General features: G+C 65.6%; 24 protein-coding genes. 10 read left to right on the top strand and 14 right to left on the bottom strand.

Annotated features, from left to right (window positions below; all coding sequences use genetic code 11):
- Positions 1 to 33: 33 nt before the first annotated feature.
- Complete coding sequence (locus CI41S_RS30325) at positions 34 to 474, bottom strand: hypothetical protein (protein WP_229178135.1); 441 nt, start codon at positions 472 to 474, stop codon at positions 34 to 36.
- Between the two features lie 238 nt (positions 475 to 712).
- On the opposite strand from CI41S_RS30325, the gene CI41S_RS30320 reads away from it, so the two are divergent.
- Complete coding sequence (locus CI41S_RS30320; RefSeq protein WP_139484411.1) at positions 713 to 1,063, top strand: GrlR family regulatory protein; 351 nt, start codon at positions 713 to 715, stop codon at positions 1,061 to 1,063.
- 219 nt (positions 1,064 to 1,282) lie between these two features.
- Here CI41S_RS30320 and CI41S_RS30315 read toward each other — a convergent pair whose 3' ends face one another.
- The 9 genes from CI41S_RS30315 to CI41S_RS30275 form a co-directional block, all read right to left on the bottom strand.
- On the bottom strand, positions 1,283 to 3,964 hold the full coding sequence (locus CI41S_RS30315; protein ID WP_139862863.1) for a PAS domain S-box protein: 2,682 nt from the start codon (positions 3,962 to 3,964) through the stop codon (positions 1,283 to 1,285).
- A gap of 305 nt (positions 3,965 to 4,269) precedes the next feature.
- On the bottom strand, positions 4,270 to 5,178 hold the full coding sequence (locus CI41S_RS30310; protein WP_172628246.1) for a DMT family transporter: 909 nt from the start codon (positions 5,176 to 5,178) through the stop codon (positions 4,270 to 4,272).
- A 170-nt stretch (positions 5,179 to 5,348) separates the two neighbouring features.
- The gene (locus CI41S_RS30305) at positions 5,349 to 6,149 is read right to left on the bottom strand and encodes an NUDIX hydrolase (protein WP_139862862.1); all 801 of its coding nucleotides are present in this window, start codon (positions 6,147 to 6,149) and stop codon (positions 5,349 to 5,351) included.
- A 3-nt stretch (positions 6,150 to 6,152) separates the two neighbouring features.
- Positions 6,153 to 7,109: a dihydrodipicolinate synthase family protein gene (locus CI41S_RS30300; protein ID WP_139862861.1), complete on the bottom strand. Its 957-nt coding sequence runs from the start codon at positions 7,107 to 7,109 to the stop codon at positions 6,153 to 6,155.
- Positions 7,110 to 7,216: 107 nt separating this feature from the next.
- Positions 7,217 to 8,098, bottom strand: a complete 882-nt coding sequence (locus CI41S_RS30295) for an SDR family oxidoreductase (protein WP_139862860.1) — start codon at positions 8,096 to 8,098, stop codon at positions 7,217 to 7,219.
- 187 nt (positions 8,099 to 8,285) lie between these two features.
- Complete coding sequence (locus CI41S_RS30290; RefSeq protein WP_139862859.1) at positions 8,286 to 9,146, bottom strand: MaoC family dehydratase; 861 nt, start codon at positions 9,144 to 9,146, stop codon at positions 8,286 to 8,288.
- Between the two features lie 205 nt (positions 9,147 to 9,351).
- Positions 9,352 to 9,741, bottom strand: coding sequence for a Zn-ribbon domain-containing OB-fold protein (locus CI41S_RS30285; RefSeq protein WP_139862858.1), 390 nt, complete (start codon positions 9,739 to 9,741; stop codon positions 9,352 to 9,354).
- Complete coding sequence (locus CI41S_RS30280) at positions 9,741 to 10,898, bottom strand: thiolase domain-containing protein (RefSeq protein WP_139862857.1); 1,158 nt, start codon at positions 10,896 to 10,898, stop codon at positions 9,741 to 9,743. The genes CI41S_RS30285 and CI41S_RS30280 overlap by 1 nt, the downstream gene beginning before the upstream one ends.
- A gap of 468 nt (positions 10,899 to 11,366) precedes the next feature.
- Positions 11,367 to 14,861: an indolepyruvate ferredoxin oxidoreductase family protein gene (locus tag CI41S_RS30275; RefSeq protein WP_139862856.1), complete on the bottom strand. Its 3,495-nt coding sequence runs from the start codon at positions 14,859 to 14,861 to the stop codon at positions 11,367 to 11,369.
- 232 nt (positions 14,862 to 15,093) lie between these two features.
- Here CI41S_RS30275 and CI41S_RS30270 point away from each other — a divergent pair, with 232 nt between their 5' ends.
- Positions 15,094 to 16,332 (top strand): cytochrome c, encoded by a 1,239-nt coding sequence (locus CI41S_RS30270; protein WP_139862855.1) that lies wholly within the window; start codon positions 15,094 to 15,096, stop codon positions 16,330 to 16,332.
- Between the two features lie 3 nt (positions 16,333 to 16,335).
- Here CI41S_RS30270 and CI41S_RS30265 read toward each other — a convergent pair whose 3' ends face one another.
- Entirely contained in the window at positions 16,336 to 16,980 is a 645-nt protein-coding gene (locus CI41S_RS30265) for a trimeric intracellular cation channel family protein (protein WP_139484400.1), read from the bottom strand.
- Positions 16,981 to 17,126: 146 nt separating this feature from the next.
- Between CI41S_RS30265 and CI41S_RS30260 the strand changes: the two genes are divergently transcribed.
- A complete protein-coding gene (locus CI41S_RS30260) occupies positions 17,127 to 17,522 on the top strand; it encodes a hypothetical protein (protein WP_139484399.1) in 396 nt (131 codons plus the stop codon).
- 60 nt (positions 17,523 to 17,582) lie between these two features.
- Here CI41S_RS30260 and CI41S_RS30255 read toward each other — a convergent pair whose 3' ends face one another.
- Complete coding sequence (locus CI41S_RS30255; RefSeq protein WP_139862854.1) at positions 17,583 to 18,395, bottom strand: isocitrate lyase/PEP mutase family protein; 813 nt, start codon at positions 18,393 to 18,395, stop codon at positions 17,583 to 17,585.
- A 116-nt stretch (positions 18,396 to 18,511) separates the two neighbouring features.
- Complete coding sequence (locus CI41S_RS30250) at positions 18,512 to 18,820, bottom strand: NIPSNAP family protein (protein WP_139862853.1); 309 nt, start codon at positions 18,818 to 18,820, stop codon at positions 18,512 to 18,514.
- A gap of 127 nt (positions 18,821 to 18,947) precedes the next feature.
- On the opposite strand from CI41S_RS30250, the gene CI41S_RS30245 reads away from it, so the two are divergent.
- Together CI41S_RS30245 and CI41S_RS30240 are read left to right on the top strand one after the other, a co-directional pair.
- Positions 18,948 to 19,643, top strand: coding sequence for an ArsR/SmtB family transcription factor (locus tag CI41S_RS30245; RefSeq protein ID WP_172628245.1), 696 nt, complete (start codon positions 18,948 to 18,950; stop codon positions 19,641 to 19,643).
- A gap of 309 nt (positions 19,644 to 19,952) precedes the next feature.
- Positions 19,953 to 20,222: a GCG_CRPN prefix-to-repeats domain-containing protein gene (locus CI41S_RS30240; RefSeq protein ID WP_139484396.1), complete on the top strand. Its 270-nt coding sequence runs from the start codon at positions 19,953 to 19,955 to the stop codon at positions 20,220 to 20,222.
- Between the two features lie 86 nt (positions 20,223 to 20,308).
- Here CI41S_RS30240 and CI41S_RS30235 read toward each other — a convergent pair whose 3' ends face one another.
- Entirely contained in the window at positions 20,309 to 20,605 is a 297-nt protein-coding gene (locus CI41S_RS30235; protein ID WP_139862851.1) for a twin-arginine translocation signal domain-containing protein, read from the bottom strand.
- Positions 20,606 to 20,766: 161 nt separating this feature from the next.
- On the opposite strand from CI41S_RS30235, the gene CI41S_RS30230 reads away from it, so the two are divergent.
- The 5 genes from CI41S_RS30230 to CI41S_RS30210 all read left to right on the top strand — a co-directional run.
- On the top strand, positions 20,767 to 22,014 hold the full coding sequence (locus tag CI41S_RS30230; protein ID WP_139862850.1) for a glycerophosphodiester phosphodiesterase family protein: 1,248 nt from the start codon (positions 20,767 to 20,769) through the stop codon (positions 22,012 to 22,014).
- 146 nt (positions 22,015 to 22,160) lie between these two features.
- The gene (locus CI41S_RS30225; RefSeq protein ID WP_139862849.1) at positions 22,161 to 22,511 is read left to right on the top strand and encodes a cupin domain-containing protein; all 351 of its coding nucleotides are present in this window, start codon (positions 22,161 to 22,163) and stop codon (positions 22,509 to 22,511) included.
- 542 nt (positions 22,512 to 23,053) lie between these two features.
- The gene (locus tag CI41S_RS30220) at positions 23,054 to 23,413 is read left to right on the top strand and encodes a cupin domain-containing protein (protein ID WP_139862848.1); all 360 of its coding nucleotides are present in this window, start codon (positions 23,054 to 23,056) and stop codon (positions 23,411 to 23,413) included.
- A gap of 119 nt (positions 23,414 to 23,532) precedes the next feature.
- On the top strand, positions 23,533 to 25,110 hold the full coding sequence (locus CI41S_RS30215) for a winged helix-turn-helix domain-containing tetratricopeptide repeat protein (RefSeq protein WP_139862847.1): 1,578 nt from the start codon (positions 23,533 to 23,535) through the stop codon (positions 25,108 to 25,110).
- 85 nt (positions 25,111 to 25,195) lie between these two features.
- Positions 25,196 to 25,765, top strand: a 570-nt coding sequence (locus CI41S_RS30210; protein ID WP_139862846.1) for a transposase, incomplete at its 3' end; no start/stop codon positions are given.

Below are 25,765 nucleotides of genomic sequence, written 5' to 3'. Positions count from 1 at the left end.
CGCGGAGCGGGATCTGCTCGTAAGCTCGCCCCGCTAGGTCATGCTGCCGGGCATGAAGCAGCGGATCGTGATGCCGGTGTTGTTGCGGATCGGCCAGACCATGGCGCGGCCGGCGCGGTTGGGCTCGGTGACCACGGCGTCGTCGGGGACGTCCATCCATTGGCCGTCGAGGCGCACCCGGTAGTGCCCGTCCTTGGACTCCCAATCGACGTCGCTGAGCGCGCTGCCGTCGGCGTCCGAGCAGCAAGGACCCTTGCCGCTGCGCAGACCGTCGAACCATTGCTTCAGCGGCGAATTGGCGTAGCGGCCGTCGGGATCGCGCGCCTCCGCGAGATGCGCAGCCGCCACCGACAGCAGCACCACCAGGCCGAGCCGCAGTGACACCGTCACCCCGACCGCGCGCCGGCGGGCCAGAGTTCCATGATCGCGAGACAGGCGCGCCAACCGGCCGCCGGCTTCCGTGCAGTCAGTCATGTATCGTGTGCTCCAGCACTCACCGGCCAGTGCAACCACAGTTATGCATTTCGTGGGCCAATTTGATTCGTGCAAGGCCCCGCCGTCATCGCGCTGTCACAGCATTGGCAGGAACCGAGGGTTCGCGCCAAGTCGGGACAACTCGGGATAACCGGCCGCGTTGCGCGAAGTTGCGTGCTTTGGCATAAAAAACCGATCGGCCTGCCGTGGGCGCGGCGGGCCGGCAAAGTGGGACGTCATGAACAACGGGCTGTACTCAATCCACGTCACCTTGCTGGACGGGCGCGTCGGCAAGGGCAGCGGCGTGATTCTCTTCCGCGACGGTCAGATCCTCGGCGGCGACGCCTATTTGTATTACACCGGCAGCTACACGGTGAAGGGCGACACCTTCAAGGGCGAGGTGCTGGTGCAGCGCCACACCACGCCGCGCGACACCGACAATCCGCTGTTCGGAGGCCCTGCCCCCGTCGGCATCGGGGTGACCGGCACCTTCACCGAAACGCGCGGCACCATGAGCGGCACCGCGCTGGTCGGCAAGGCGAGCCAGATCTTCGGCGCCACGCTGCACAAGCTTGCGGATGTCAATTAATGCTCTGCAGTCGCAGCTAGTCTAGGCCCGTCATTCCCGCGCAAAGGCTCCGCCTTTGCGCGGGGATGACGGAACTGGCAGTGAGCTGCTCTCTCGTCATTGCGAGCGAAGCGAAGCAATCCATCTATCCCCGAATTGAAACATGGATTGCTTCGCTTTGCTCGCAATGACGGGGTTAGAGCGAATGCACCATGCAGAAATAGCCGCGCAAGCAAACCCCTACTCCGCGGCCTGCTCCAGCGGGGCGGTGCGGGGCAGGATGATCTGGATGCGGGTGCCGCGGCCGGGCTCGGACTCCAGACTGAGCCGTCCGCCGAGCCGCGTGGTGACGATGCTGTAGACGATGTGCAGGCCGAGCCCGGTGCCGCCCTGATCGCGCCGCGTGGTGAAGAATGGATCGAAGGCGCGGCGGCGCACGTCGAGGCTCATGCCGCAGCCATTGTCGGAGAACACCACCTCGACATTGTCCTTGCCGCAGGCGTGCACCTGGATATCGACCTCGCCGGCCTTGCCGTCCGGAAACGCGTGCGCCACCGCGTTGAGGAACAGGTTGGTCAGCACCTGGCCATACGGCCCGGGATAGGAGTTCATGATCAGGTCCGGCTCGCAATCGACGTTGAGCGTCAGATTGTGCTTGCGCAGTCCGGGCCGCAGGCTCATCACCACCTGCTCGGTGAGATCGCCGAGGTCGAAGCTGCGCTGGTCCGAATAGTTGCGGTCGGCGGCGACCTGCTTGAACGACTGGATCAGCTCGGCGGCGCGGTTGAGATTGGCGACGAGCTGCGACGAGGCATCCCGCGTCGTGTTCAGGAATTCGTTGAGGCTGGAGCGGCGCAGTTCGCCGCGCTCGACTTGGGCAGCGAAGGTCGCGGTCTTGCGTTCGAGCGCGGACGCCACCGTCAGGCTGATGCCGACCGGGTTGTTGACCTCATGGGCGACGCCGGCGACCAGCCGCCCCAGCGCGGCGAGCTTCTCCGCCTCGATCAGCGAGTTCTGGGTCTCGCGCAGATTGCGCAGCGCGGCCTCGGCGGAGTCCCGCGCCTTGCGCATCTCCTGCTCGGAGCGCTTGCGCTCGCCGATGTCGAGCGCGACCGTGACGATGTTCTCGATCTCGCCCTGGGTGTCGAGGATCGGCAGCTTGTTGACCAGCCATTGCCGCATGTTGCCGGCGGAATCCTTGTATTCCTCCTCGTAGAAGCCGAGCTCGCGCCGCGCCGACAGCACGCGCTTGTCGTTTTCGTCGCTCTTGGCCGCGCCGTAGCGCGACATCAGATCGGCGGTGGTCCGGCCGATCGCGTCCTGCGGCTCGATGCCGAAGATGCCGGCCATGTAGCGGTTCATCAGCACATAGCGCAGCTCACTGTCCTTGACGTTGATCACGGCGGGCACGGTGTCGATGACCATCTGCAGCAGGCGGCGGCCTTCGGCGATGGCGTCTTCGGCGCGCTTCTGGTCGGTGATGTCGCGCACCGTGCCCTCGTAGCGGATCACCTCGCCGACATCGTTACGTACCACGGTGGCGGAGTCCGACAGCCACAGCGCGGAGCCGTCGCGCGCACGGACCTGGTACTCGTAGTCGCGCACCATGCCGTCGCGCTGCATCAGCTCCTGGTACCGTGCGCGCGCCGCCGGATCGACATAGACCGTGGAGGCGATGTCGTCGATGCCGTTGATCAGGTCCTGCGGCGTGGCATAGCCCATCATCCGCGCCAGCGCCGGGTTGGCGTTGAGCAGCGTACCGCCCGGCGTCGTCACATAGATGCCCTCGACCGAGGCCTCGAACAGCTTGTGATAGCTCTCCTCGGCGAGCCGCTGCTCGGCGAGCGCGCGCAGTGCGGCCTCGCGCGCGCTGTCGGCGTCGATCAGGGTCTGGCGAAACACCTCGGCGGCGCGCGCGATATCGCCGATCTCGTTGTCGAGATCGGCGCCCGGGATGAACGCGCTCTTCTCGCCGCCGGAGACCTTGCGGATCGAGCCGGCGATCTTGGCCAGCGGCCGCACGGTGCGGCGAACCACCAGCACCGCGGCGAACAGGCCGATCAGCACGCCGGCGGTGCCGAGCACGATGCTCTGCCACTTGGCCTCGGCCAGCGTGCGCGCGAAGTCCCGCGACAGCACATGGCCGCGGCGGGTGCTGAGCTCGCGCAGCAGCTCGGTGACGCGCTGGATCAGCCGGCCCTCCTCGCCGAGCACCTCGCGGTCGATGTCGGCAATCTGGCCCTCGCGCGTTGCGATCGCGCTGATCGCCTCGGCATAATTGTCGACCGCCGTCCGCAGCGCGGGATCGGCGATGGTCATCGCGCGCATGCTCTGCGCGGCCTGCTCGGCCGCCGAGGTGTTGTGCGCCAGCAGCGCGGTCGCGATGCGGCTCTGGGTCTGCGACAGCGCGGCCGCCAAGGCGGGCTCCGGGCTGTCGGCGACCGCCTTGTCGAAGGCATCGCGCAGCGGCGGCAGGCCCGCGACCAGCTCGGCACGGCGGCTCAGCAGCGTCGAAATCCGCTCGATGCCGCCGCGATAGGTCGCCAGCCGCTGGGTGACGCCGTCGATCATGTCCTGCTGCTCGGGGGCAAGCCGGATACGGGTCTTCTTCAGAATCTCGCTCAGCGACTGGGCCGCCTCGGCGACCTGAATCGACTGGCTGCCGGGCTCGGTGACGAAATCCCGCGCCGCCAGCCGCAGCTCGTTCATGCGGCGGTCGATATCCTCGGAGATGTCGCCGACGCTCTGCAGCCGCTGCAGCTCGGCAAAGGTCGTATCGATATGGCGGATCGCGATCACGCTGGCGGTGGATGTGATGATGATCACAGCCAGCACCAGCAGGAAGCTGCCGAAGGTGAGCTGGCCGATCGAGAGGGAAAATGCTCGCGGCGCTTGCGAATTCGGCGGCAGTTCAACGGTCATATGGTCAGGGCCGGGGTCCAATGGACGGCAATATACGGGAAATTACGGGCGTTGGGGAAATGCTGAAGCGCCGGAGCCAGTTAGGGTGTGATCCGCGTCACCCTGATGACGTGCCGTGCCCGAAATCGGCACAGGGCCGGCGTCAGTCCGGCGGGATTACCCGCCTCCCCTGACGGCCCTGGCCCGGGCCGCGAGGTCCAGCCTGATGACGTCGGCGAATCGCCGCAGCGGTGCGCTCCTGGCCCCGCAGCCGGCACCGTCAGCATCGTCCCGATTCCTGCCGGCTGGTTTCGGCAGACGAAACTTCAGGCGGCGGCAGTTTTCCGCGCCGGGATGGTCATCGCGGCAACCCCGATCACGACGCAGGCGAGCCCGAGCCACGCCGTCGGGCTCAGCCGCTCACCCAGAAAGCTGACGCTGAGCGCGACCCCGATCGGCACCCGCAGATAGGCCTGCGCCGTGGTGCCGACCGAGCCGAGGGTCTGGATCAGGCGGAAGTAGATCACGAAGGCGATCGCGGTCGAGAACACCGCGAGCGCCAGCAGCGCCGCGAGCGACGTCGTCGACGGCGCCAGCGTCCACGGCCGCTCGACGGCGAAGCTGAGCGGGATCAGGATCGCAGCGCCGGCGAGCAGCGAGCCCGCCGCCGGCGCCATCGGATCGAGGCCCTTGAAGCCGCGGCTGAAGATCGCCGCACAGGCATAGCAGATGGTCGCGGCGACGATGGCGACCTCGGCCACCAGGCCGGTGCCGAGATCGCGGAACGCGTCGACGCCGACGATCAGGCAGATGCCGGCCATGCCGGCCACCACGCCGAACAGTTTTCGCGGGCTCGCCGCCTCGTGGCGGGTGACCATCGCGGTGAACAGGAAGGTGAAGATCGGGGAGGCCGAATTGAGGATGGTGGCGAGCCCGGCATCGACGAAGCATTCGCCCCAGGCGATCAGCGTCCACGGGATCACGCTGTTGAGACAGCCCTGGAACATGAAGCGGCGCCAGGTCGCGCCGTCGGTCGGCATCGTCACGGCGCGCATCCGCATGATGACGAGCAGCAGTGCTCCAGCGATCGCCGTGCGCGCCGCGATCAGCGTGATCGGCGGGATGGTCTCGACCCCGAGCTTGATGAAGGTGTAGGAGCCGCCCCAGAGCGTGGCGAGCGCGAGCAACAGGGCCAGCTCGAAGGCCATGCCGGGCGGGCGCGATGCGGTGGTCATGGCGGGGATTCCGTCTCGTGGGTTTGAGACGGAAATTACATCGCCGGTGCAGCACGATACTTCGGTGCAGACCGAAGTGTGAGGGACGCGATTCTCTCTCCCCTCGTCGTCCCGGCGAATGTGCTGCGCCGCCTGTGAGTCACGCGCGCCCGATCGCTCGTGACAACAGGCTACCCCATCGCGCCGACGTCGAACACCTCGCCGTCGTAGCCGGCTTCCTTGGGGATGCGGAGCTGGCGGCCGGTGGCGGTCTTGGTCATCACCGGCATCACCGTGACGATCGACATGGCCTTGCTGTCTTCAAGCGCGGCCGCAACGTTCGGCTGCTTGCCGAGCCGGATCAGGTTGCGGGTGGTCGGGAACGGCAGCTTGAAGCGGCCGCTCTCGCCGCCCGCCAGCGCCTCGCGCGCCGACACCCAGATCGAGTCGGTGGATTCCTTGCCGTCATGGGCGCCGAGCTGCTCGGGCGGCGCTGCGGCGAGGAAGAACCAGGTGTCGAACCGCTTTGGCATGCCCTCCGGCGTGATCCAGTGCGCATAGGGCACCAGCGCGTCGAGCGCGAGCACCAGGCCGTTGTCGGTGAGAATGGTCTGGAAGGTGATCTTGCCTTCGTTCAGCGCGCTGCGGTGCGCGAGCGCGAGTGCGTCGGCGCGCTTGGCATCAACCAGCTCGGACGACCCCTTCGGCCGCGCCAGCAGGATGCCGCTCTCCTCGAAGGTTTCGCGGACGCCGGCGATGCGGAAGCCGAGCGCGTCGGCGTCGAGGCCTTCGCCGCCGGAATAGAGCGCGGGGTTAGCTGCTATCTCGTTGTCGTTCTTGTCGACGCTGCCGCCGGGAAACACCAGCGCGCCCGAGTTGAACTCGATCTGGTGATGGCGGACCATCATGAAGATTTCGATTTCAGCTGATGTCGTGCCGTCGCGCAGCAGCAGCACGGTGGACGCAGGACGGGTCGCAGCGATCTCGGTCATGGTTTAGCCCGCTGCGCTGGATTGCGGCTGCAGATTGGCGCGGCGGTCGACGCGCGCCACGCGCGACAGCAGATAGTCGACCTCCGCCCTCGCCTGCGGCGTGATCACCGCGCCCGGCTTGCGCTGCGCGCTGGAGGAGATAATGCCGCGCTTCTGCAGCACGTATTTGCGCACGGTGAGGCCGACGCCGGGCTGCTGCTCGTAGCGGATCAGCGGCAGATGCGCATCGAACAGATCGTGCGCGGCATCGCGTTTGCCCGCCTTGGAGAGATTGACGACGTCGATCAAAAGCTCCGGGAAGGCATAGCCGGTCATCGCGCCGTCGGCGCCGCGCTCCATCTCGAAGTCGAGGAACAGGCCGCCATTGCCGACCAGAATCGACAGCGGCCGCAGCGAGCCGTCCTTCTGGAAGTTGCGCAGCGTGGAGATCTTCTCCAACCCCGGCCAGTCCTCGTGCTTGAGCATCACGCAGGACGGCGAATCCATCACGATCTTGCGGATCACCGCGGGCGTGAACTGGACGGTCAGCGTCAGCGGATAGTCCTGCAGCACCCAGGGAATGTCGTCGCCGATCGCTTCCTGCGCCTGCTTGAAATAGCCGGTGATCTGGTCGTCGGTGCGCAGATGCGGCGGCGGCGCGATCATGACACCGGCAGCGCCCGCATCCATCGACTTCTTCGCCAGCGCGCGCATGGTGGCAAAGCCCGGCGCCGAGACCCCGACGATCACCTGCAGCTTCTTGGCCCGCTTGACGAAGCGCAGCGCCACCTGCTCGGCCTCGGCGGCATCGAGCTTCGGCGCCTCGCCCAGAATGCCCAGCACCGTGACGCCGTCGCAACCGACATCGGTGTAGAAATCGGTGAGACGGTCGATCGAGGCCTCGTCGATGCGGCCGTCGTCGTGGAACGGGGTCGGCGCGATGGCGAAGGTGCCGGCGGCCTGGGCGGTGAGTTTTGTCATGGATGCCTCGTTTGTTCCCGCTCTCTATACAGCGTCATTTCCCGATCCGCCATTGCGCATCGGGAATGCGCCGCCTGCCGCAGGCTCGTCCCGGGAATGGCGTTCCCCTACTTGAACCGCCGCGCCGACCTCTTGATCTCCTCTTCGGAGAAGAAGATCTCCTTGGCGTGGGTGACGATGTCCTCGGCCTTCCACCCCGTGAACGGCGGCGTCCAGCCCTCCATTTCCATCATCCGCATCTCGCGCACCCCGCGCGGGCCGGAGACGCCGAGCACCTTGCCGGTCTGGTCGCCGGAGAGGTCGCTGACCATGTAGAGCACGGCCGGCGCGATGCCGTCCGGCCCGAGCGCCGCGCCCGGGTTCTCCTTGTAGCGCGGCAGGTCCGCGGTCATGCGGGTCAGCGCGCCCGGCGCCAGGGTCCAGATCCGGATGTTGTACTTGCGGCCCTCGATCGCCAGCACGTTGGAGAGGCCCCAGATGCCGCCCTTGGCGGCGCCGTAATTGGTCTGCCCGAAATTGCCGATCAGCCCCGAGGTCGAGGACGTGTTGACAATGACGCCGCCGCCATTGTCGCGCATCCATTTGAACACCGGCTGGGTGCAGCAGAAGGTGCCCTTGAGATGCACCTTCAGCACCTTGTCCCAGTTGGCTTCCTTGGCCTTGTGAAAGGTCTCGTCGAGCAGGATGCCGGCATTGTTGACCAGGATGTCGGCGCGGCCGAAATGCTTGATGGCGTCGTCGAACACCGACTGGCCGCCGGCCAAGGTCGAGATGTCGGCGCCGTTGGCGACCGCACGGCCGCCCTCGGCCTTGATCGCGTCGACCACCTTCTGCGCCATCGACGTGTCGGCGCCGGAGCCGTCGCGCGGCCCGCCGAGATCGTTGACCACGACCGCCGCGCCCTCGCGCGCGAACAGCTTTGCGTAGGCCTCACCCAGTCCGCCGCCGGCGCCCGTGATCAGCGCCACCTTGCCGTCGAGTAATCCCATGGTTGTTTTCTCCCTTGTTGTTCTTTCTTCTTCACCTCTCCCCGCCTGCGGGGAGAGGTCGGATCGCCCTTGCGATCCGGGTGAGGGGGTACAGGTCTCACCACGGTCACTACGCGCGGTGAGAGCCCCTCACCCACCCTCTCCCCGCGACGAGCGGGGCGAGGGAGCCAACGGCCGTCGCGCATGGCTAAGCCAGCACCGTCTTGCCGTTGCGAATCACGGTGACGCCGCGCGACTTCACCTTGGCCTCGAACGACACGACATTGCCGTCCTTCCACAGCTCCATGGTCACGGTCTCGCCGGGAAACACCGGCGAGGAGAACCGCGCCACGTGTTGCTTGAACGCGGCGGGATCATAGTCGGCGTAGGTCTGCAGCACCCCGCGGCAGGTGATGCCGTAGGTGCACATGCCGTGCAGGATCGGCCGCGGGAAGCCGGCCTTTTTCGCGAACTCCGGATCGGAGTGCAGCGGATTGCGGTCACCGCAGAGCCGGTAGACCAGCGCCTGGTCGGGCCGCGTCGTGATGTCGACCACCTGGTCCGGCGCGCGCTCCGGCACCTTGTGCGGCTCGGGCTGGCCGTCCGACGGACCACCGAAACCGCCGTCGCCGCGGGCGAAGCGCGACGCGACCAGCGTGGCGAGCTTTTCGCCCTTCTCGTCCTTCAGCACGGTCTGATGACGGATCACCGCGCCCTTGTCTTTGCCCTTGTCGAAGACATCGAGGACCGTGGAGTCCGCGGTGATGTGGGCTGCGGTCGCAAACGGCTTGTGGAAGGTGACGTCGCGCTCGCCGTCGACCACCATCACGCGGTTGAGATTCATCTCGCCGGGGCCCGCGCCCCAGGCTGCGACGGAGGCGAAAGTGGGCACCACCTTGAGCGGCCGCGGCGTCAGCACGCCCTCATTGACGAAAGCGAGCTCCTTCTCGTCCATCGGATCGGCGCCCATGCCGATTCCGTAGGCGTACAGCATCACCTCGCGGTCGCTGTAGCTGTATTTCTGGCCAAGATTTTTCAGGGCCATCAGCTGTTCGTACACGATCGGCATTGTCGTTTCACCCCGAATTTTTCTCTCTGCGGCGCGGTGCCCGTTACAGCGCCCTCTCCCCTTGTGGGAGAGGGCTACACAGACAGCGCAACAAACTCACTTGGGTGAGGGGTTGCCTCCGCATACTCATCTCTCTCGCGGAGAGACACCCCTCATCCGGCAGCCTTCGGCTGCCACCTTCTCCCACAAGGGGAGAAGGTACTTCTTAGGCCGGCGTGAAGAACGGCAGCGGCGCGCCGTCGGTCGGCTTCCATACCAGCTTCACCTTCTGGCCGATCTTCACTTTCTCCAGATCGCAATCGACGATGTTGGTTTGCAGCGACGGGCCTTCCTTCAGCGTCACATAGGCGATCGCGTAAGGACCGGTCGGCGACTTCCGCATCAAGCTATAGGTATAAACCGTGGCCTCGCCGCTCGATTCCTCCCACACCGTCTTGTCGGAGAAGCAGAACGGGCAGATCGCGCGCGGGAAGTAGTGCGCCTCGCCGCAGGTGGTGCAGCGCTTGATCATGAACTTGCCCGCCTTGGCCGCTTCCCAGAACGGCGCGGTCTCCGGATTGGTCACCGGGGCATTGTACTTCTTCGCTTCAGACATCACGCACGCTCCAGAATACAGGTTGAGGCGGCGTGGCGAACGCCGAGCAGACCGCCGGTGCCGTGGGCGATCGCGAGGTCGCAGTTCTTCACCTGCACCTTCGGATGCGCTTCGCCGCGCAGCTGGCGCACGGCCTCGAGAATCTTGGTCATGCCGCCGCGGTTGACCGGATGGTTGCTGCATAGGCCGCCGCCATCGGTGTTGAACGGCAGCTTGCCGACGCCGGAGATCAGATTGCCGTCGGCGACGAACTTGCCGCCCTCGCCCTTCTTGCAGAAGCCGAGGTCCTCGAGCTGCATCAGCACCGTGATGGTGAAGCTGTCATAGATCGAGGCATACTTGATGTCCTTCGGTGTCACGCCCGCTTCCTCGAAGGCGCGCGGGCCGGACCACACGCCGGCGGAGTAAGTCAGGTCGATATCCTTGCCGCCGCGCGGCCCCTTCATCGCCTCGCCATGGCCGATCAGCCGCACCAGCGGCTTCTTCAGACTCTTCGCGATCTCCGGCGTGGTGACGATCATCGCGCCGCCGCCGTCGGTAACGACGCAACAATCCATCCGGTGCAGCGGGTCCGAGATCATCGGCGAGTTCAAGACGTCCTCGACCGTGACGACCTCCTTCAGCATCGCATGCGGATTGTACTGCGCGTGATGCGAGGCCGCGACCTTGATCCAGGCCAGCTGCTCGGAGGTGGTGCCGTAGTCGTGCATATGGCGCATGGCACACATGCCGTAGGCATTGTGGGTGGTTGCCCCGTAGGCGGACTCGAAATCGGCCTCGGCGCCGGCGGCGCGCGGCGGCATCGGGCCGGTGCGCGGCTTGCCCGCCAGCGTGACCAGCGCGACCGAGCACTTGCCGGCGGCGATCGCCTCGGCGGCGTGGCCGAGATGGATCAGATAGGAGCAGCCGCCGGTCTCGGTGGAATCGACGTGACGCAGCTTCTTGGTGTTGAGGCCGAGATAATCGACCATCGGCCACAGCCCGCCCGGCGCGTCGCCGGCGCAGAAATAGCCGTCGACGTCGTCCTTGGTCAGCCCGGCATCCTCGATCGCGCCCTTGGCGACCTCGGCATGTAGCTGCGCTGTTGATTTATCGGGTGCGTGCCGGGTGGGATGTTCGAATATCCCGGCAATGTAGGCCTTGCCCTTGATGGTCAAATCGCTCTCCGCTGGCGTTTCTTCATCTCCAGCGTTTTTCTGAACCGCCGCTGCGGCCTTGGCAAGCGCGGAAATATTCCGTCAGGCGAGACCACGCTGACGGCGACAGGGTGATACGATTACGATGGGCAATCGTATTGGATCGGTGGCGGTGAATCGTAGAGGGTGTGAAGCTTTGTCCTCACCCACCGCTGTCATCGCCCGGCTTGACCGGGCGATCCAGTACGCCGCGGCCTCTCGCTTCTATCACCGGCGTCTCTGGAATACTGGATCACCCGGTCAAGCCGGGTGATGACACCGAGCAAGCTGAGCAAACCAACACCGTCACACTGAGGAGCGCGAAGCGCGTCTCGAAGGTCGCCGGCCACCACTTCGTAGGGTGGGTTAGCGAAGCATAACCCACCATTCTTCGCCCATCCCGTGGCAATGGCGGGTTACGCCTTCGGCTAATCCACTCTACGCAACTCCCTACTCCGCCGCCAATTGCCTTGGCGCGGGCGGCGGGTTGGCGAGGTCGGCGGCGAGTTGCGCGTAGCGAACCTTGGCATCCGCGATCGCCTTCTCCTTCACGGGACCATAGCCGCGGATGCGATCCGGCAGCGACAGCAGTTCGACCGCGATGTCGTGGTTGAGCGGCGACAGCAGACCCAGCACCGTCGCGACGTCCTTCTCGTAGCCCGCGATCAGGTCGCGCTCGATCTTGCGGTCGGCGCTGTAGCCGAAGATGTCGAGCGGCGTGCCGCGCAGGAAGCGGAATTTCGCCATCACCCTGAAGGCCGACATCATCCACGAACCGAAGGCGCGCTTCTTCGGCCGGCCCTGCGCGTCGAGGCCGCCGCCGAGGATCGGCGGTGCGAGATTGAAGTTGAACTTGAAGTCGCCCTCGAACTGGTCGCGCAGCTGCTTCTCGAAGCGGCCGTCGCTGAACAGCCGCGCCACCTCATACTCGTCCTTGTAGGCGAGCAGCTTTGCGTAGTTGATCGCGACCGCACGCGGCAGCGCCTCGCCGTAGCCGCCCTTGCCGGCGGCGTCGCGGACCTGATCGACCAGCTTGCGATAGCGCTTTGCCAGGCGCGAGCTCTGGTAGTCGGTCAGCAGCGCCATGCGATGGGTGATGATCTCGTCGAGCGACATCGCATCCAGCGTCTTCGGCGCGGCGACGTCGTCATCCTGCCCCTTCATCATCGCAGCCAGCCGCGCCGGATCGACGGCGGCAAGGCGCCCGAGCCGAAACGCTTCGGTGTTCATCTTGATCGAGACGCCGTTGACCTCGATCGCCTTCTCGATCGCCTCGGCCGACAGCGGCAGCAGGCCGCGCTGGTAGGCAAATCCCATCATCATCATGTTGGTGGCGATGGAGTCGCCGAGCAGCGCCTCGGCCGGCTTGGTGAAGTCGAAGAAAGAAGAATCCTTGCGCAGCTCGGTCTCCAGCACGTGGTTGACCTTGCGGGTCTGGAAGTTGAAGTCGCGGTTCAGGATGAAATCCGCGGTCGGAATCACATGGCTGTTGATGATGCCGACCGTGCGGCTCGCATCACAGAGCGTAATCGTGTCCTTGGAGACCGCCACCACCTCGTCGGCCGCGAGCACGAGATCGGCCGTGCCGGTCACGATGCGCGAGCAGGTCACGTCGGCGGTGTGCTCGGAGAGCCGGACGTGGCTCAGCACCGCGCCGCCCTTCTGCGCGAGGCCCGACATGTCGAGGATCATCGAGGCCTTGCCTTCGATATGCGCGGCCATGCCGAGCAGCGCGCCGATCGTCAGCACGCCGGTGCCGCCGACGCCGCCGATCGCGATGTTGTAGGGACGGTCGAGCGCGGGCTTCGCGGCCGGCTCCGGCAAGGCGCCGATATCGCCAAGCTCGGCGGGCGCGCGCTGCCGCAGCTTGCCGCCGTCGACGGTGACGAAGGACGGGCAAAAGCCCTTTACGCAGGAATAGTCCTTGTTGCAGGTCGACTGGTTGATGGTGCGCTTGCGCCCGAGCTCGGTCTCCAGCGGCTCGACCGAGATGCAGTTCGACTGCACCGAGCAGTCGCCGCAGCCTTCGCACACCGCGGGATTGATCAGCACGCGGCGCTGCGGATCCTCCATCAGGCCGCGCTTGCGGCGGCGGCGCTTCTCGGCGGCGCAGGTCTGCACGAACACGATCGCCGACGTGCCCTTGGTCTCGCGGCACAGTTTTTGGACGTTCTCGAGTTCGTCGCGATGGTAGAGCTTGACGCCCGGCGCGATGGTGTCGGCCGGATAGGCATCCGGATTCTCCGAGACCAGATAGATCTCGCGGATGCCTTCGGCGTGAAGCTGGAAGGTGATCTGCTGCGGCGAGAGATCGCCGTCATGGCGCTGGCCGCCGGTCATCGCGACGGCGTCGTTGTACAGGATCTTGTAGGTGATGTTGGCTTTCGAGGCGATCGACTGGCGGATCGCGAGAATACCGGAGTGGAAATAGGTGCCGTCGCCGAGATTGGCGAAGATGTGGTTCTCGTTGGTGAACGGCGAGATGCCGACCCACGGCACGCCCTCGCCGCCCATATGGGTGAAGGTCTCGGTCGAGCGGTTCATCCACAGCGCCATGAAGTGGCAGCCGATGCCGCCCATGGCGCGGCTACCCTCCGGCACCTTGGTCGAGGTGTTGTGCGGACAGCCCGAGCAGAAATACGGCGTGCGGCTGATCGGCGCCGTCGCCTGCATCTGCGTCGACTGCCGGCCGTTGAACCAGTCGGCCTTCGCGCGCAGCATCTCGGCGATTTCAGGATTGAGATTAAGTCGAAGCAGCCGCTCCGTCAGCGAGCTCGCCAGCGAGGCAACGCTGAGCTCGGCGGCGAAGGTCAGGAAGCGCTTGTCGTGATCGTCCATCTTGCCGACGATGCGCGGACGCACGTCGTCGCGCCAGTTGAACAGTTCCTGCTTGACCTGGTTCTCGACGATCTCGCGCCGTTCCTCGACGATGAAGATCTCCTCGAGGCCGACGGCGAAATTGCGGACGCCTTCCGGCTCCAGCGGCCACGGCATGCCGATCTTGTAGAGGCGGATGCCGATCTTGGCGGCGATCTCAGGCGTGATGCCGAGCTCGCGCAGCGCCTGGCGGATGTCCTCATAGCTCTTACCCGAGGCCATGATGCCGTAGCGCGCGTTCGGCGAATCCATGGTGACGCGGTTGACCTTGTTGGCGCGGGCAAAGGCGATCGCGGCAAAGCCCTTGTAGTCCTGCAGCCGGCGGTCCTGCTCGAAGCGGTCGTCGGGCCAGCGGATGTTGAGCCCGCCCGGCGGCAGCTCGAAATCCGGCGGGATGATGAACGGCGTCATCTCGTCGGTGAGGTCGATTTCGGCCGTGGTCTCCACCGTCTCGGTGATCACCTTCATGCCGACCCAGCAGCCCGAGTAGCGCGACATCGCGATACCCAAAAGGCCCATCTCGATCATTTCATGGATGCTGGAGGGGTAGAGGTAGGGCATCAGCGCGGAGATGAAGGCGTGGTCGGACTGATGCGGGACGGTGGAAGACTTTGCGCCGTGGTCGTCGCCGGCCAGACAAAGTACGCCGCCATGCTTGGCGGAGCCGGCGGCATTGCCGTGCCGGAATACGTCGCCGCAGCGGTCGACGCCGGGGCCCTTGCCGTACCAGATGCCGACCACGCCGTCGTATTTGGCGCCGGGCGACAGCCCGAGCTGCTGCGAGCCCCAGATCGCGGTGGCCGCCAGGTCCTCGTTCACGCCGGGCTGGAATTTGACGTTGTATTGCTCGAGATGTTTTCTGGCCGCGAACAGCTGCTGGTCGTAGCCGCCGAGCGGGGAACCGCGATAGCCGGAGGCGAAGCCTGCCGTGTTGAGGCCTGCGGCGCGGTCGCGTCTGATCTGCGCCATCGGCAGGCGGACCAGGGCCTGGATGCCGGTCAGAAAGACGTGGCCGGTGCCTTGGGTATACTTCTGGTCGAGACTGATAGGACCCTGGTTGATTCCCATTTAGCCCTCTTCTTGCTGGTCGCGACGACTGATTTAGCTAGTCATCCGAGCTTGTTAGAACCAGTCTATGTCGGATTTTTCGCTGCGCGCAGCACAATTCTGAGCCATGAAGCCGCTTGCTCGAAAATCGCAACTTCGTGCCGGGAATATCGCGAGCGCGTTTCGGTTTCTGTCGCAGGACGGGCCTGCGGCGAAATGGCGTAACGCGCCGTGCGGGCCGGACGGTGGACGAATGACGCGACGAGGTCGAGCAACGGCAACGATTCTGGCCACCGCCCTGTTGTGCGCTGCGTTCGCGGCCCGCGAATGCGCGGCCGCGCCGGCCGACGAGATCATCGCCCGCGGCAAGGCGCTGACCATCGCGGGTGATTGCGCGAGCTGCCACACCGCCGATCCGGCCAAGCCGTTTGCCGGCGGCAAGCGGATCGATACGCCGTTCGGCGCGGTGTTCTCGCCGAACCTGACGCCCGACCGCGATACCGGCATCGGTGGCTGGAGCGACGAGGATTTTGTCCGCGCCCTGCGTACCGGCGTCTCGCCGGCGGGGGCGCGCTATTACCCCGCCTTCCCCTACCCCAATTTCACAAAACTGATCCGCGACGACATTTTGGCGATCCGCGCCTATCTCGCGACGCTCAGCCCGGTCAGCAACCAAGCGCCGCCGCCGGAGCTGCTCTGGCCGCTGAACTATCGCGGGCTGATGCGGGCGTGGAACGCCCTGTTCCTGACGCCAGGCATCATCCAGCCGGACCAGGGTAGGAGCGCGGAATGGAATCGCGGCCGCTATCTGGTCGAGGGTCTCGCCCATTGCGGCGCCTGCCATACGCCCAAGAATATCTTCGGCGCCGACAAGCGCGACCAGGCCTTCGGCGGCAATGTGGTTCAAGGCATGTTCGCGCCAAGGCTCGATGGCGCCGCGCGCAGCGGGTTGAAATCGTGGAGCGTGGACGACATCGTCGAGTATCTGCAGAGCGGCCGCAATGCGCGCAGCCATGCCGGTCCCTTGATGTCCGAGGTGGTGCTCAATTCGACGTCGAAGATGAGCGATGCCGACGTGCGGGCGATCGCGGTCTATCTGAAGAGCCTGCCGGCCGGCGCGCCGGAGCCCGCGGTCACGGCGCCCTCCCCGGCGCAGATGAGCAACGGCGAGCGGATCTACCGCGGCGCCTGCGTCGCCTGCCACGAGCTCGACGGCTCCAGCGCGCCGCGGATCTATCCGCCGCTGCCCGGCAACGCCAATCTGCAATCGGCCGATCCCGCGAGCACGCTGCGCATCATCCTCGATGGCGCACAGAGCATGACGACGCCACGGGCGCCGAACACCGGCTCGATGCCGGCTTATCCGAAGCTGACGGATCAGGAGATCGCCGATGTCGCGACCTACATCCGCAATGCCTGGGGCAATGCGGCGCCCGCGGTCACCGCCGACGAGGTCGCAAAGGCGCGCAAGGGAAATAGCACGACGAGATAGCGCTCAGCGCTCCTCGCCGCTGAACACGAATTTCGGCATCTCCCATTTGTAGCGGATCGCGAGCAGCCGGAAGGTCAGGCCGAGCACGAAGGTCAGCAGCACCGCCCAAAGCGTGTCGTTCAGCTGCAGGCGGAGGGCGGCGGCGTAGAACAGCCCGGTGACCACGGAGACGCTGGCGTACAGCTCGCTGCGAAACAGCAGCGGCACCTCGTTACACAGGATGTCGCGCAGCACGCCGCCGGCGCAGCCCGTGATCATGCCGGAGACGATCACGATCGCCACGGGAACGCCGACCTGCCAGGCGACGTCGCAGCCGGCCATCGTGAACACCACGAGCCCGATCGCATCGAGCACGAGGAAGGCGAGATTGAGCCTCACCACCAGCCGCGCCAGCGCAATGGTGACCAGCGCCGCCACCCCCGCAATCACGAGATAGATCGGATGTGCGACCCAGACCAGCGGGTAATGCCCGAGCAGCACGTCGCGGATGGTGCCGCCGCCGAGCGCGGTGATCGCCCCGAGCATGCAGACGCCGGCCCAGTCCATGCTGCGCTTTCCCGCCGCAAGCGCCGCCGTCATCGACTGCGCCGCAACCGCGATGAACGAAAGCACGTGCAGCACCGAATCGGTGGGCGGCAGGGTCCACATTGCGAAGGCCTCATGGAACGGGCATGGAACTCCGGGAATCGCCGGTTCCATGATGAAGAGGTTGCAACATTGGCGCGGAACATCCTCCGGCGCCAGCCATTGTCCCCTGCGTTTAGCTTTTGGGGTGCTAACGGAGGAACCTTGAAATGACGAACCACCCTGACGATCCGTATCGCGCCAACCTGACCGATGACGAAATCCGCCGTCAGGCGCGCTTCAACAGTCTGGACAATGAGCTGCAGCCAGATCCCGAACTCGCGGAGGGGCCGGCCAGCGGCACCAAGATCGCGATGTTCGCCGTTGCGGTGGCGGTGGTGCTCGGCGCCCTGTTCTACGGGCTGAACAACACCTCGGTGAAGGAGGCCGGCACGACCCCGTCGAGTCAGACCGCGCAGACCCAACCCGCCAATCCGGCCGGGGCGCCTCCGGGCATGCGTGACGTGACGCCGAAACCGAACAGCCAGCCCGGCACGACGACCGGCGCGGCGCCGGCACAGCCCGCGAGCCCGCCGTCGGATGCGACCGGCGACAAGAACAAGTAACCTCACACGTGGGAACGGCCGGAGCAGCGGGCCTGATCGGCCCGCTGCTTTCATATTCGGTTATTTGAACATCTTGTTGAGCTCGCCGCCGGAATAGCCGTTGGCGAATTCGGCGAAGGTGCCCTGCTCGGCCATCTCCTTTGCGGCCTTCATGAACCCCACCCAGGCCATCCGCGCCAGCGACCCGCCGACGCTGATCCGGCGCACGCCGAGATCGGCGACCTCCTGCAGCGACAGGCCCGGCCCGCCGATCAAGAGGTTGACCGGCTTCGGGGCCACCGCCTTCACCACCGCGGTGATGTCTTCCTTGGTCTTGATGCCCGGCGAATACAGTACGTCGGCACCGGCGTCGGAATAGGCCTGCAGCCGCTCGATCACCAGCTTGATGTCCTGTTTGCCCCACAGAAAGGCCTCGCAGCGGCCGGTGAGCAGCACGCCAGAGCTGTCGGCGTCGATCGCCTTGCGCGCCGCCTTGATGCGCTCCACCGCGAGCTTGTGCTCGTACAGCGGATTGGTCGCGTCACCGGTGGAGTCCTCGATCGAGAGCCCGGCGACGCCGGTCTTGACGCCGCGCGCGACGTTGACAGCGACCTTGTCGGGCTCGACGGCGAAGCCGCCCTCATAGTCGGCGTTGACGGGAATATCGACCGCCGCGCACACCGCGGTCAGATGATTGCAGACGTCGTCGACGGTGACGCGGTTGTCGGCCTTGGCGATGGTCCAGGCAAAGCCCGCGCTGGTCGAGGCCAGCGCCTTGAAGCCGAGATGCTGGAGCGCAACCGCGCTGCCGACATCGAACGGGTTTGGAATGATGAAGCATCCGCTCTCGTGCAGCTTCTTGAAGGTGGCGCGTTTGTCAGCAGTTGGCAGCATGACTCTCTCCCGGAGTTTGGTTGGCCGCGCTGAGATAGGCGCGTGCGCTCGCGCTCGCTAGTGCTTCGGCGCGGATTGGATCAGAACCGAACGCTCGCTCGCGTGTCGCGCAGTGACTATAGCTCGACCTTGCGCAGAAATGTCCGTTCCTCCGCCAGGATGAAGCGGTTTTCTTCGGCGAAGGTGAAGTTCGCCACGCCCTCTTCGTCCTGGCGCAGCCGCGCCCGGTACGCCTCGTAGGCGGCGAGGTTCTGGAACGAGATCAGCGCGAAGGCGATGTTGTTGGTGCCCTCATGCGGCATCCAGTAGCCGATCAGATCGCCGCCGCAGCGCGGGATGATCGAGAGCCAGTTTTTCGAGTACTGCTCGAACATCGCGCGCTTGAACGGATCGAGCTGGTAGCGAATGAAGACGGTGACGGTCATTGCAACTCCCTCTTTGTTTGCCGTCAATGCGAGCGCCAGCGAAGCAATCCATCGATCCGCTCGCAATGACGCGATGGTGAGAGACTATCAGCTTGCCCGACGTCGATGCTTCGGCTATCATCGAACTATGAAAGCAGGACCCGACATCTCCCGGGTCGCCGCCCTGGTCGGTGATCCCGCCCGCTGCAACATGCTGACCGCGCTGATGACCGGCCGCGCGCTGACCGCGAGCGAGCTGGCGCAGGAGGCCGGCATCACGCCGCAGACCGCGAGCTCGCATCTCGCCAAGCTCGAGGCCGGCGGGCTGATCGAGCCGGAGAAACAGGGCCGCCACCGCTACTACCGCCTCACCGACCCCGACGTCGCCGGCGTGCTCGAGGGCCTGCAGGGCATTGCCGCCCGCGCCGGCCACATGCGGGTGCGCACCGGGCCGAAGGATCCGGCGCTGCGCCGCGCCCGGATCTGCTACGACCATCTCGCCGGCGATCTCGGCGTGCAGATGCTCGACAGCATGCGGCGGCAGCGGCTGGTGCGCCAGAGCAAGCAGGCGATCGAGCTCACCGGCGAAGGCAAGCGCTTCATGGCCGAGGAGTTGCAGATCGACGCCGATGCGCTGACGCATCCGCGCCGTCCGGTGTGCAAGGCCTGCCTCGACTGGAGCGAGCGGCGGCACCATCTCGCCGGCACCCTCGGTGCGGCGCTGATGGACCGTTTCACCGAACTGAAATGGGCGGCGCGGGACACTGCGCCGGGCAGCCGCGTGGTCAATTTCTCGCGCAACGGCGAGAAGCGGTTCGCGGCGCTGTTCGGGGCCGGCGAATAGAGCATGATCCGGAAAAGCGTGAAGCGGTTTTCCGAAAAGATCATGCTCAAACAGAGAGCTAAAGCGCGATGACGATTCAACCCAATCTGATCGCGCTTTAGCGGCGGTTCATCATTTTGGTTTGACTGACCTGCATATCCTTAGGGTTGCGTCGCCCTGACGCAGCCCTGCAACATTCATGTCGCATTCAGCCCGCAACATTATGGTCGGCGACACAAGGCACGGCTTCTGCAATGATCCGGCCGGGCGAATCGGTGAGTGAATGTTTGTTGCGGTGCCGCAGTGCGGCCCAAATCAAAGGGAGAACACATGAAGTATCTTTTTGCAGCGGCAGTTTTGGTGACGACCGCGTTCGCCGGAATGAGTGCAGCGGAAGCAGCCGGCGGTTGCGGCCCCGGCTGGCATCGCGGCCCCTATGGCGGCTGCGTCAGAAACCGTGGCCCGGTCGTGGTCGCCCCCGGCCCTGCCGTCGTCGTCAGGCCCCCGGTCGTGGTTGAGCGCCCCGTCGTGGTGGCGCCCCGCGTGCGCGCCTGCCCCTATGGATTCGCCTGGCGCTACGGCCGCTGCCGCCCGATCTGATCGCGGCTTGAACCGAGTAAACAAAACCCCGCCTCGCGCGGGGTTTTTCTTTGTGTGCGGAAGCCCGCGGCTGCACCGCGTGCGCCTCACCAATAGCGGCGACGCCAGTGACGACGCCAATGCCGGCGGTGCCAGCGCCGCCGCCAGCCCCAGTGGCGATGGCGCCAACCCCAGTGACGATGATGCCAGCGCACCTCTTCCGGCTTGAGGCGCGCAGCTTCCGCATCCGAAGTCACCGCGGGCTGGGCCTGCGCGCCGCCCGGCAGCTTTGCATCTTCATTGAGCGGATGCGGTGCGAGCGGCGCGGCCTGCGCGGTGGCGGCGAAGGCTGCGGCGCCCGCGGCGGCACCGCAGGCGATCTTGAGAAAATCCCGGCGTTCCATGACAGATTTCCTTTCCCGATGTTGCTTGAGGTCACGCAGCCAAGTCTCGTCGCGCCGATCTGAACGCCGGCTGAACCGCGCACGGGACCGCCGTCGCATACGGCCCTCACATGCGCCATGATAGAGCGCCTGACGACAACGCTTCCCGAGGGGGACCACCCATGCCTGCCCGATACCGCGTCGCCTTGCTCCCGATCCTCCTCATGCTCGGCGCCGCCCTGCCCGCTGCGGCCGATGACATCGCGCTGCCGCGCGAGGCGCAGCTCGGGCCGCGGCCGTTCTATCTGGTCGACAAGATGAAGGACGGGCCGCTGAAGCAGCAGCTCGCACAGTGCATCGGCCCGTTCCACAGATCGGATTTCTCGATCGGCCACCGCGGCGCCGCGCTGCAATTCCCCGAGCACAGCCGGGAGGCCTATCTCGCCGCCGCGCGGATGGGCGCCGGCGTGATCGAATGCGACGTCACCTTCACAAAGAACCGCCAGCTGGTCTGCCGCCACTCGCAATGCGACCTGCACACCACGACCAACATTTTGACGGTGCCCGACCTCGCTGCGAAGTGCACGCAAGGATTTTCCCCGGCCGATCCCGCCGCCGGCAGGAAGGCGTCGGCGAAATGCTGCACCTCGGACATCACGCTCGCCGAGTTCAAGCGGCTCACCGCGAAGATGGACGGCTTCAATCCGGCAGCCACGACGGTGGAGGAATTCCTGAGCGGCACGCCGCGCTGGCGCACCGATCTCTACGCCACATCAGGCACGCTGATGACCCATGACGAGAGCATCGCGCTGATCAAGAGCCTGGGCGCCAAATTCACGCCGGAGCTGAAGGCGGCGGAAGTGCCGATGCCGTTCGACGGCGATTACACCCAGGAAAAATATGCGACGCAAATGCTCGCCGCCTACAAGGCCGCCGGGATTCCGGCGAGCGACGTGTTCGCACAAAGCTTTAGCCTCAAGGACATCGTTTATTGGGTGAAGACCGAGCCGGATTTTGCAAAGCAGGCAGTGTTTCTCGAGGAGCGCTACGAGAAGGACGGCCTCGATCCGAACAGACCGGAGACCTGGAAGCCCTCGATGCAGGAGCTGAAAGCGTCGGGCGTCGCGATCCTGGGACCGCCGATCTACGCGATGCTGGCGCTGAACGACAAGGGCGAGATCGTGCCGTCGGCCTACGCCAAGGCAGCAAAGGCCGCCGGCCTCGAGCTGATCGGCTGGTCGCTGGAGCGCGACGGCCCGCTGCACAAGGGCGGCGGCTTCTACCACCGCTCGGTGAAGGCGGCGATCGACCGCGACGGCGACACGCTGACCGTGCTCGACGTGCTGGCAAAACAGGTCGGCGTCCGCGCAATGTTCTCCGACTGGCCGGCGACCACGACATTCTATGCCAACTGCATGGGGATGAAGTGAGGCCAGTGCTCTCTCCACGCGTCGTCCCGGCGAAGGCCGGGACGACGGGGGATAGAGTCGACGCAGCGCGGATGGTTTCGCAACCCGCCGAACCGGACTAGCATGCCCCCTCTCCCGCACACGGGAGCAACGACAGGGAGGCCGCCATGAAGCAGGGACAACCGATCAAGGACGCCAGCCATCTCTACGAAGTCGAGCGCCGCGCCCAGCACGCCGCCCGCCCCGGCTTCCGCATCCAGGAGCTGCAACTCTCGCCGACCCAGAAGGTGCCGTGGCACACCCACAGCAACATCTCCGACACCTTCTACGTCCTGGAAGGCCAGATGCGGCTGTTCTTGCAGGAGCCGAAGGAGGAAGTGAACCTGAAGCCCGGCGAAGTCTACGCCGTGCGGCCGACCCGCCCGCACCTCGTCACCAATGCCGGCACGACGTCGCTGACCTTCCTGATCCTGCAAGGCGTCGGCGAATACGACTACGTGCCGCTGGCGTCGGATTAGGTTGGCGCGCAATTATCAGTCCCGTCATCCCAAAGGCGAAGCCTTTGTCGCTCGAGGTGCGAGGTCTTGCGAGCCTCGAAGGATGCACGGCCACCGACCGGGCCGTCGATCCTTCGAGGGCCGCTGAAGAAGCGGCCACCTCAGGATGACGGGATTGCGTCCTGATTCAACCATCAAACAACCGGTGTCATCACCCGCGCAGGCGGGTGATCCAGTATTCCAGAGACGACGGTGATTGAATCGAGAGGCCGCGGCGTACTGGATCGCCCGGTCAAGCCGGGCGATGACAGCGTGGGCCGGGGACGGAGCTGCGCAATTCTGCGGCATGTTTGTCCTTCTCTCTCCTTGATCATGCCCCTCGGGTTGATTTGTCGCAGGTCCGGCACCGGACCGGGGTTGTAACTTTGGCCTGGCGACGACTGCGAGGTTCGACATTGCGAACCTCGGCCAATTTATTTGATTGATCATTCCAAGGAGGATTTCGAATGTAGCTCGCTGATATTTTGACGCCACTTGCGCTGATCGCAACCGTCGCGTTTTGCATGCCGAATACGGTTATGCACGCGCAAGAAGCTCCCAAGCTGAAGATCACGCCGCTGCAAAAGGAGCCGCTGACAGGACAACCGGACAAGGAGGTTGTCGCGCTGATCGTCGAGTGGCCGCCGGGGTCCGGCACCGGCCTTCACACCCACCCCGGCGACGAATACACGACCGTGCTTGAGGGCGAAGTGGTCGGCAGAAAGGAAGGCAGCGAAGCGAAAACCTACACCGCAGGGCAGTCCTATCACAACGAGCCCGGCGTCGTTCACGAAGCGAACAACAAGGCAAGCACGCCCGCAAAGACCTTCAACGTGTTCGTGGTCGAAAAGGGCAAACCGGTCAGCGAGCCGGTGAAGCGGTAGATTTGTCGCAGGCGTTGTTGCCGGCAGGCTGGTCGGCTTACATTTCGCTTGCGGGCGGCTTATTCTGTGCGCCAGAGCCACCTCCCTGCGATGGGGAGACTGCCCGAGGGATTGGCAGCTTGCGCTATCAATTCGAGGAGTTCGCACTCGACACCGACCGGCGCGAGCTGCAGCGCGGGTCGGATGTCGTTTCCATTGCGCCGCAGGTGTTCGACCTGCTCGAACATCTGATCCGCAACCGCGAGCGGGTCGTCAGCAAGGACGATCTCATCAAGGCGGTCTGGAACGGCCGCATCGTCTCCGAGGCCGCGCTGACCACGCGGCTGAACGCCGTGCGCGCCGCGATCGGCGATAGCGGCGAGGCGCAGCGCCTGATCAAGACGTTGCCGCGGAAGGGTTTTCGTTTCGTCGGCCCGGTGCGGGAGCTACCGATGTCCGCGGGCGCGGCCATCACCGACAGGCCGGCCGAGCCGCCCAGACCCGCCGCCCTCACCCTGCCGGATCGTCCCTCGATCGCCGTGCTGCCGTTTACCAGTCTCAGCTCCGATCCGGAGCAGGACTATTTTGCCGACGGCGTCGTCGAGGACATCACGACCGCGCTGTCGCGCTTTCGCTGGCTGTTCGTGATCGCCCGCAATTCGAGCTTTTCCTACAAGGGCCGGCCCGTCGACGTGAAGCAGGTCGGCCGCGAGCTCGGCGTGCGCTACGTGCTGCAGGGCAGCGTGCGCAAGGGCGGACACCGCATGCGGATCGCGGGACAGTTGATCGATGCCGACACCGGCGTCCATCTCTGGGCGGATCATTTCGAGGGGCCGATCGAGGACATGTTCGATCTGCAGGACAACCTGGCGTCCAGCGTCGTCGGCGCCATCGCCCCGAAGCTGCAGCGTGAGGCGATCAAGCGGGCCAGGCGCAAGCCGACCGAAAGTCTCGACGCCTACGACCATTACCTGCGCGGCCTGACCAAGGCGCGCTGGTCCGACAACGCCGCAAATAGCGAGGCGCTGCGGCTGTTCACCAAGGCGATCGAGCTCGACCGCAGTCTCGCCTGCGCCTACGGCATGGCCGCCTGGTGCTACGTCCGGCGCAAGGCCAATGGCTGGATCGACGATCACGCGCGCGAACGTGCCGAGGCGACGCGGCTGGCGCGCAAGGCCGTCGATCTCGGTGCGGATGATCCGGCTGCGCTCTATGTCGGTGCATATGCCCTCGCCTTCATCGCCGAGGAGTTCGACGACGCCGCGGCCTTCATCGATAGGGCCCTGGCCATCAATCCAAACTTTGCGCAGGCCTGGGGCACCAGTGCCTGGCTGCGGGTCTGGAGGGGCGAGCCGGACCTCGTGTTCGAGCACGCGGCGCACGCCATGCGACTCAATCCGCTCGATCCCTCCACCCAGCACGAGGCGCACGGAGCCATGGCATATGCGCATTTTCTGGCCGGCCGCCATGATGCCGCGGCCTCGTGCGCCGAAAACGCGCTGCGCGACCACCCCGCCTACCTGCTCTCGCTGTGCGTTTTCGCGGCCGGCAGCGCGCTGGCGGGGCGGCTCGGGCCGGCACGCGGCGCAGTCCTGCAGGCGCGGCAATGCAACCCCAATCTGCGCGCTGCCACCTTGAGAGAGCTGACGCCATTTCGCCGCACTGAGGATTTTGCGACGTTCGCGAACGCGCTGCGTGATGCCGGCCTGCCGGAGTGACTGCGATGATGTAGATCCTATGGGGTGACAGGTGGTCAGGAGGTAAGCTGAGTTTCCAACCACCAACTCACCCCGAGGATCAACGATGCAAGCTGATCACACTGACACACCTGTCGGAAGCGAGTATGCCACGGTTTACGTTGCTTTCGAACTGAGCAAATCGAGCTGGAAGCTGGGCGTGATGACGCCCGGCGCCGAGAAGATGAGCCGTTACCAGATCGAGGGCGGGGACCTGGCGGCGCTGTCGAGTATTCTGGCGAAGACGCGAGCGAAGGCGGAGCAGCTGGGCAAGCCGGTTTGCATCCTGTCCTGCTATGAGGCTGGGTTTGAAGGTCATTGGCTTGATCGCTGGCTGAGCAATAACGGGGTCGTCAATCACGAGATCGATCCCGCAAGCATCGCGGTAAACCGACGGGCGCGACGGGCCAAGACCGATCGGATCGATCTGGCGCAGCTGATGCGTTCATTTCTGGCTCATCTGCGCGGCGAGCCGGGCGTCTGCAGTATTGTTCGCGTTCCCACGCCTGAGGACGAGGATCGCAAGCGGCGCACGCGCGAACGCGATCGGCTGTGCAAGGAGCGCACCATGCACACCAACCGGATCAGCGGGTTGCTGCACGCTCAAGGCATCCGCGATGCCATGCCGTTGAAGCCG

Origin of the sequence: Bradyrhizobium ivorense (assembly GCF_900696085.1) — a bacterium.
In the GTDB taxonomy this organism is placed as follows: Bacteria; Pseudomonadota; Alphaproteobacteria; order Rhizobiales; family Xanthobacteraceae; genus Bradyrhizobium; species Bradyrhizobium ivorense.
Note: the sequence above shows the minus strand (reverse complement) of the source record. Positions and strands in the feature narration are given on the sequence as shown.

Excerpts from the sequence above, each read along its gene's own strand:
- CI41S_RS30245 (WP_172628245.1), top strand. The coding sequence starts at position 18,948 with ATGAAAGCAGGACCCGACATCTCCCGGGTCGCCGCCCTGGTCGGTGAT.
- CI41S_RS30320 (WP_139484411.1), top strand. The coding sequence starts at position 713 with ATGAACAACGGGCTGTACTCAATCCACGTCACCTTGCTGGACGGGCGC.
- CI41S_RS30310 (WP_172628246.1), bottom strand. The coding sequence starts at position 5,178 with ATGACCACCGCATCGCGCCCGCCCGGCATGGCCTTCGAGCTGGCCCTG.
- CI41S_RS30275 (WP_139862856.1), bottom strand. The coding sequence starts at position 14,861 with ATGGGAATCAACCAGGGTCCTATCAGTCTCGACCAGAAGTATACCCAA.
- CI41S_RS30260 (WP_139484399.1), top strand. The coding sequence starts at position 17,127 with ATGACGAACCACCCTGACGATCCGTATCGCGCCAACCTGACCGATGAC.
- CI41S_RS30225 (WP_139862849.1), top strand. The coding sequence starts at position 22,161 with ATGAAGCAGGGACAACCGATCAAGGACGCCAGCCATCTCTACGAAGTC.
- CI41S_RS30270 (WP_139862855.1), top strand. The coding sequence starts at position 15,094 with ATGACGCGACGAGGTCGAGCAACGGCAACGATTCTGGCCACCGCCCTG.
- CI41S_RS30290 (WP_139862859.1), bottom strand. The coding sequence starts at position 9,146 with ATGCCGATCGTGTACGAACAGCTGATGGCCCTGAAAAATCTTGGCCAG.
- CI41S_RS30300 (WP_139862861.1), bottom strand. The coding sequence starts at position 7,109 with ATGACAAAACTCACCGCCCAGGCCGCCGGCACCTTCGCCATCGCGCCG.
- CI41S_RS30240 (WP_139484396.1), top strand. The coding sequence starts at position 19,953 with ATGAAGTATCTTTTTGCAGCGGCAGTTTTGGTGACGACCGCGTTCGCC.
- CI41S_RS30235 (WP_139862851.1), bottom strand. The coding sequence starts at position 20,605 with ATGGAACGCCGGGATTTTCTCAAGATCGCCTGCGGTGCCGCCGCGGGC.
- CI41S_RS30315 (WP_139862863.1), bottom strand. The coding sequence starts at position 3,964 with ATGACCGTTGAACTGCCGCCGAATTCGCAAGCGCCGCGAGCATTTTCC.
- CI41S_RS30250 (WP_139862853.1), bottom strand. The coding sequence starts at position 18,820 with ATGACCGTCACCGTCTTCATTCGCTACCAGCTCGATCCGTTCAAGCGC.
- CI41S_RS30305 (WP_139862862.1), bottom strand. The coding sequence starts at position 6,149 with ATGACCGAGATCGCTGCGACCCGTCCTGCGTCCACCGTGCTGCTGCTG.
- CI41S_RS30295 (WP_139862860.1), bottom strand. The coding sequence starts at position 8,098 with ATGGGATTACTCGACGGCAAGGTGGCGCTGATCACGGGCGCCGGCGGC.
- CI41S_RS30255 (WP_139862854.1), bottom strand. The coding sequence starts at position 18,395 with ATGCTGCCAACTGCTGACAAACGCGCCACCTTCAAGAAGCTGCACGAG.
- CI41S_RS30265 (WP_139484400.1), bottom strand. The coding sequence starts at position 16,980 with ATGTGGACCCTGCCGCCCACCGATTCGGTGCTGCACGTGCTTTCGTTC.
- CI41S_RS30285 (WP_139862858.1), bottom strand. The coding sequence starts at position 9,741 with ATGTCTGAAGCGAAGAAGTACAATGCCCCGGTGACCAATCCGGAGACC.
- CI41S_RS30325 (WP_229178135.1), bottom strand. The coding sequence starts at position 474 with ATGACTGACTGCACGGAAGCCGGCGGCCGGTTGGCGCGCCTGTCTCGC.
- CI41S_RS30230 (WP_139862850.1), top strand. The coding sequence starts at position 20,767 with ATGCCTGCCCGATACCGCGTCGCCTTGCTCCCGATCCTCCTCATGCTC.
- CI41S_RS30220 (WP_139862848.1), top strand. The coding sequence starts at position 23,054 with ATGCCGAATACGGTTATGCACGCGCAAGAAGCTCCCAAGCTGAAGATC.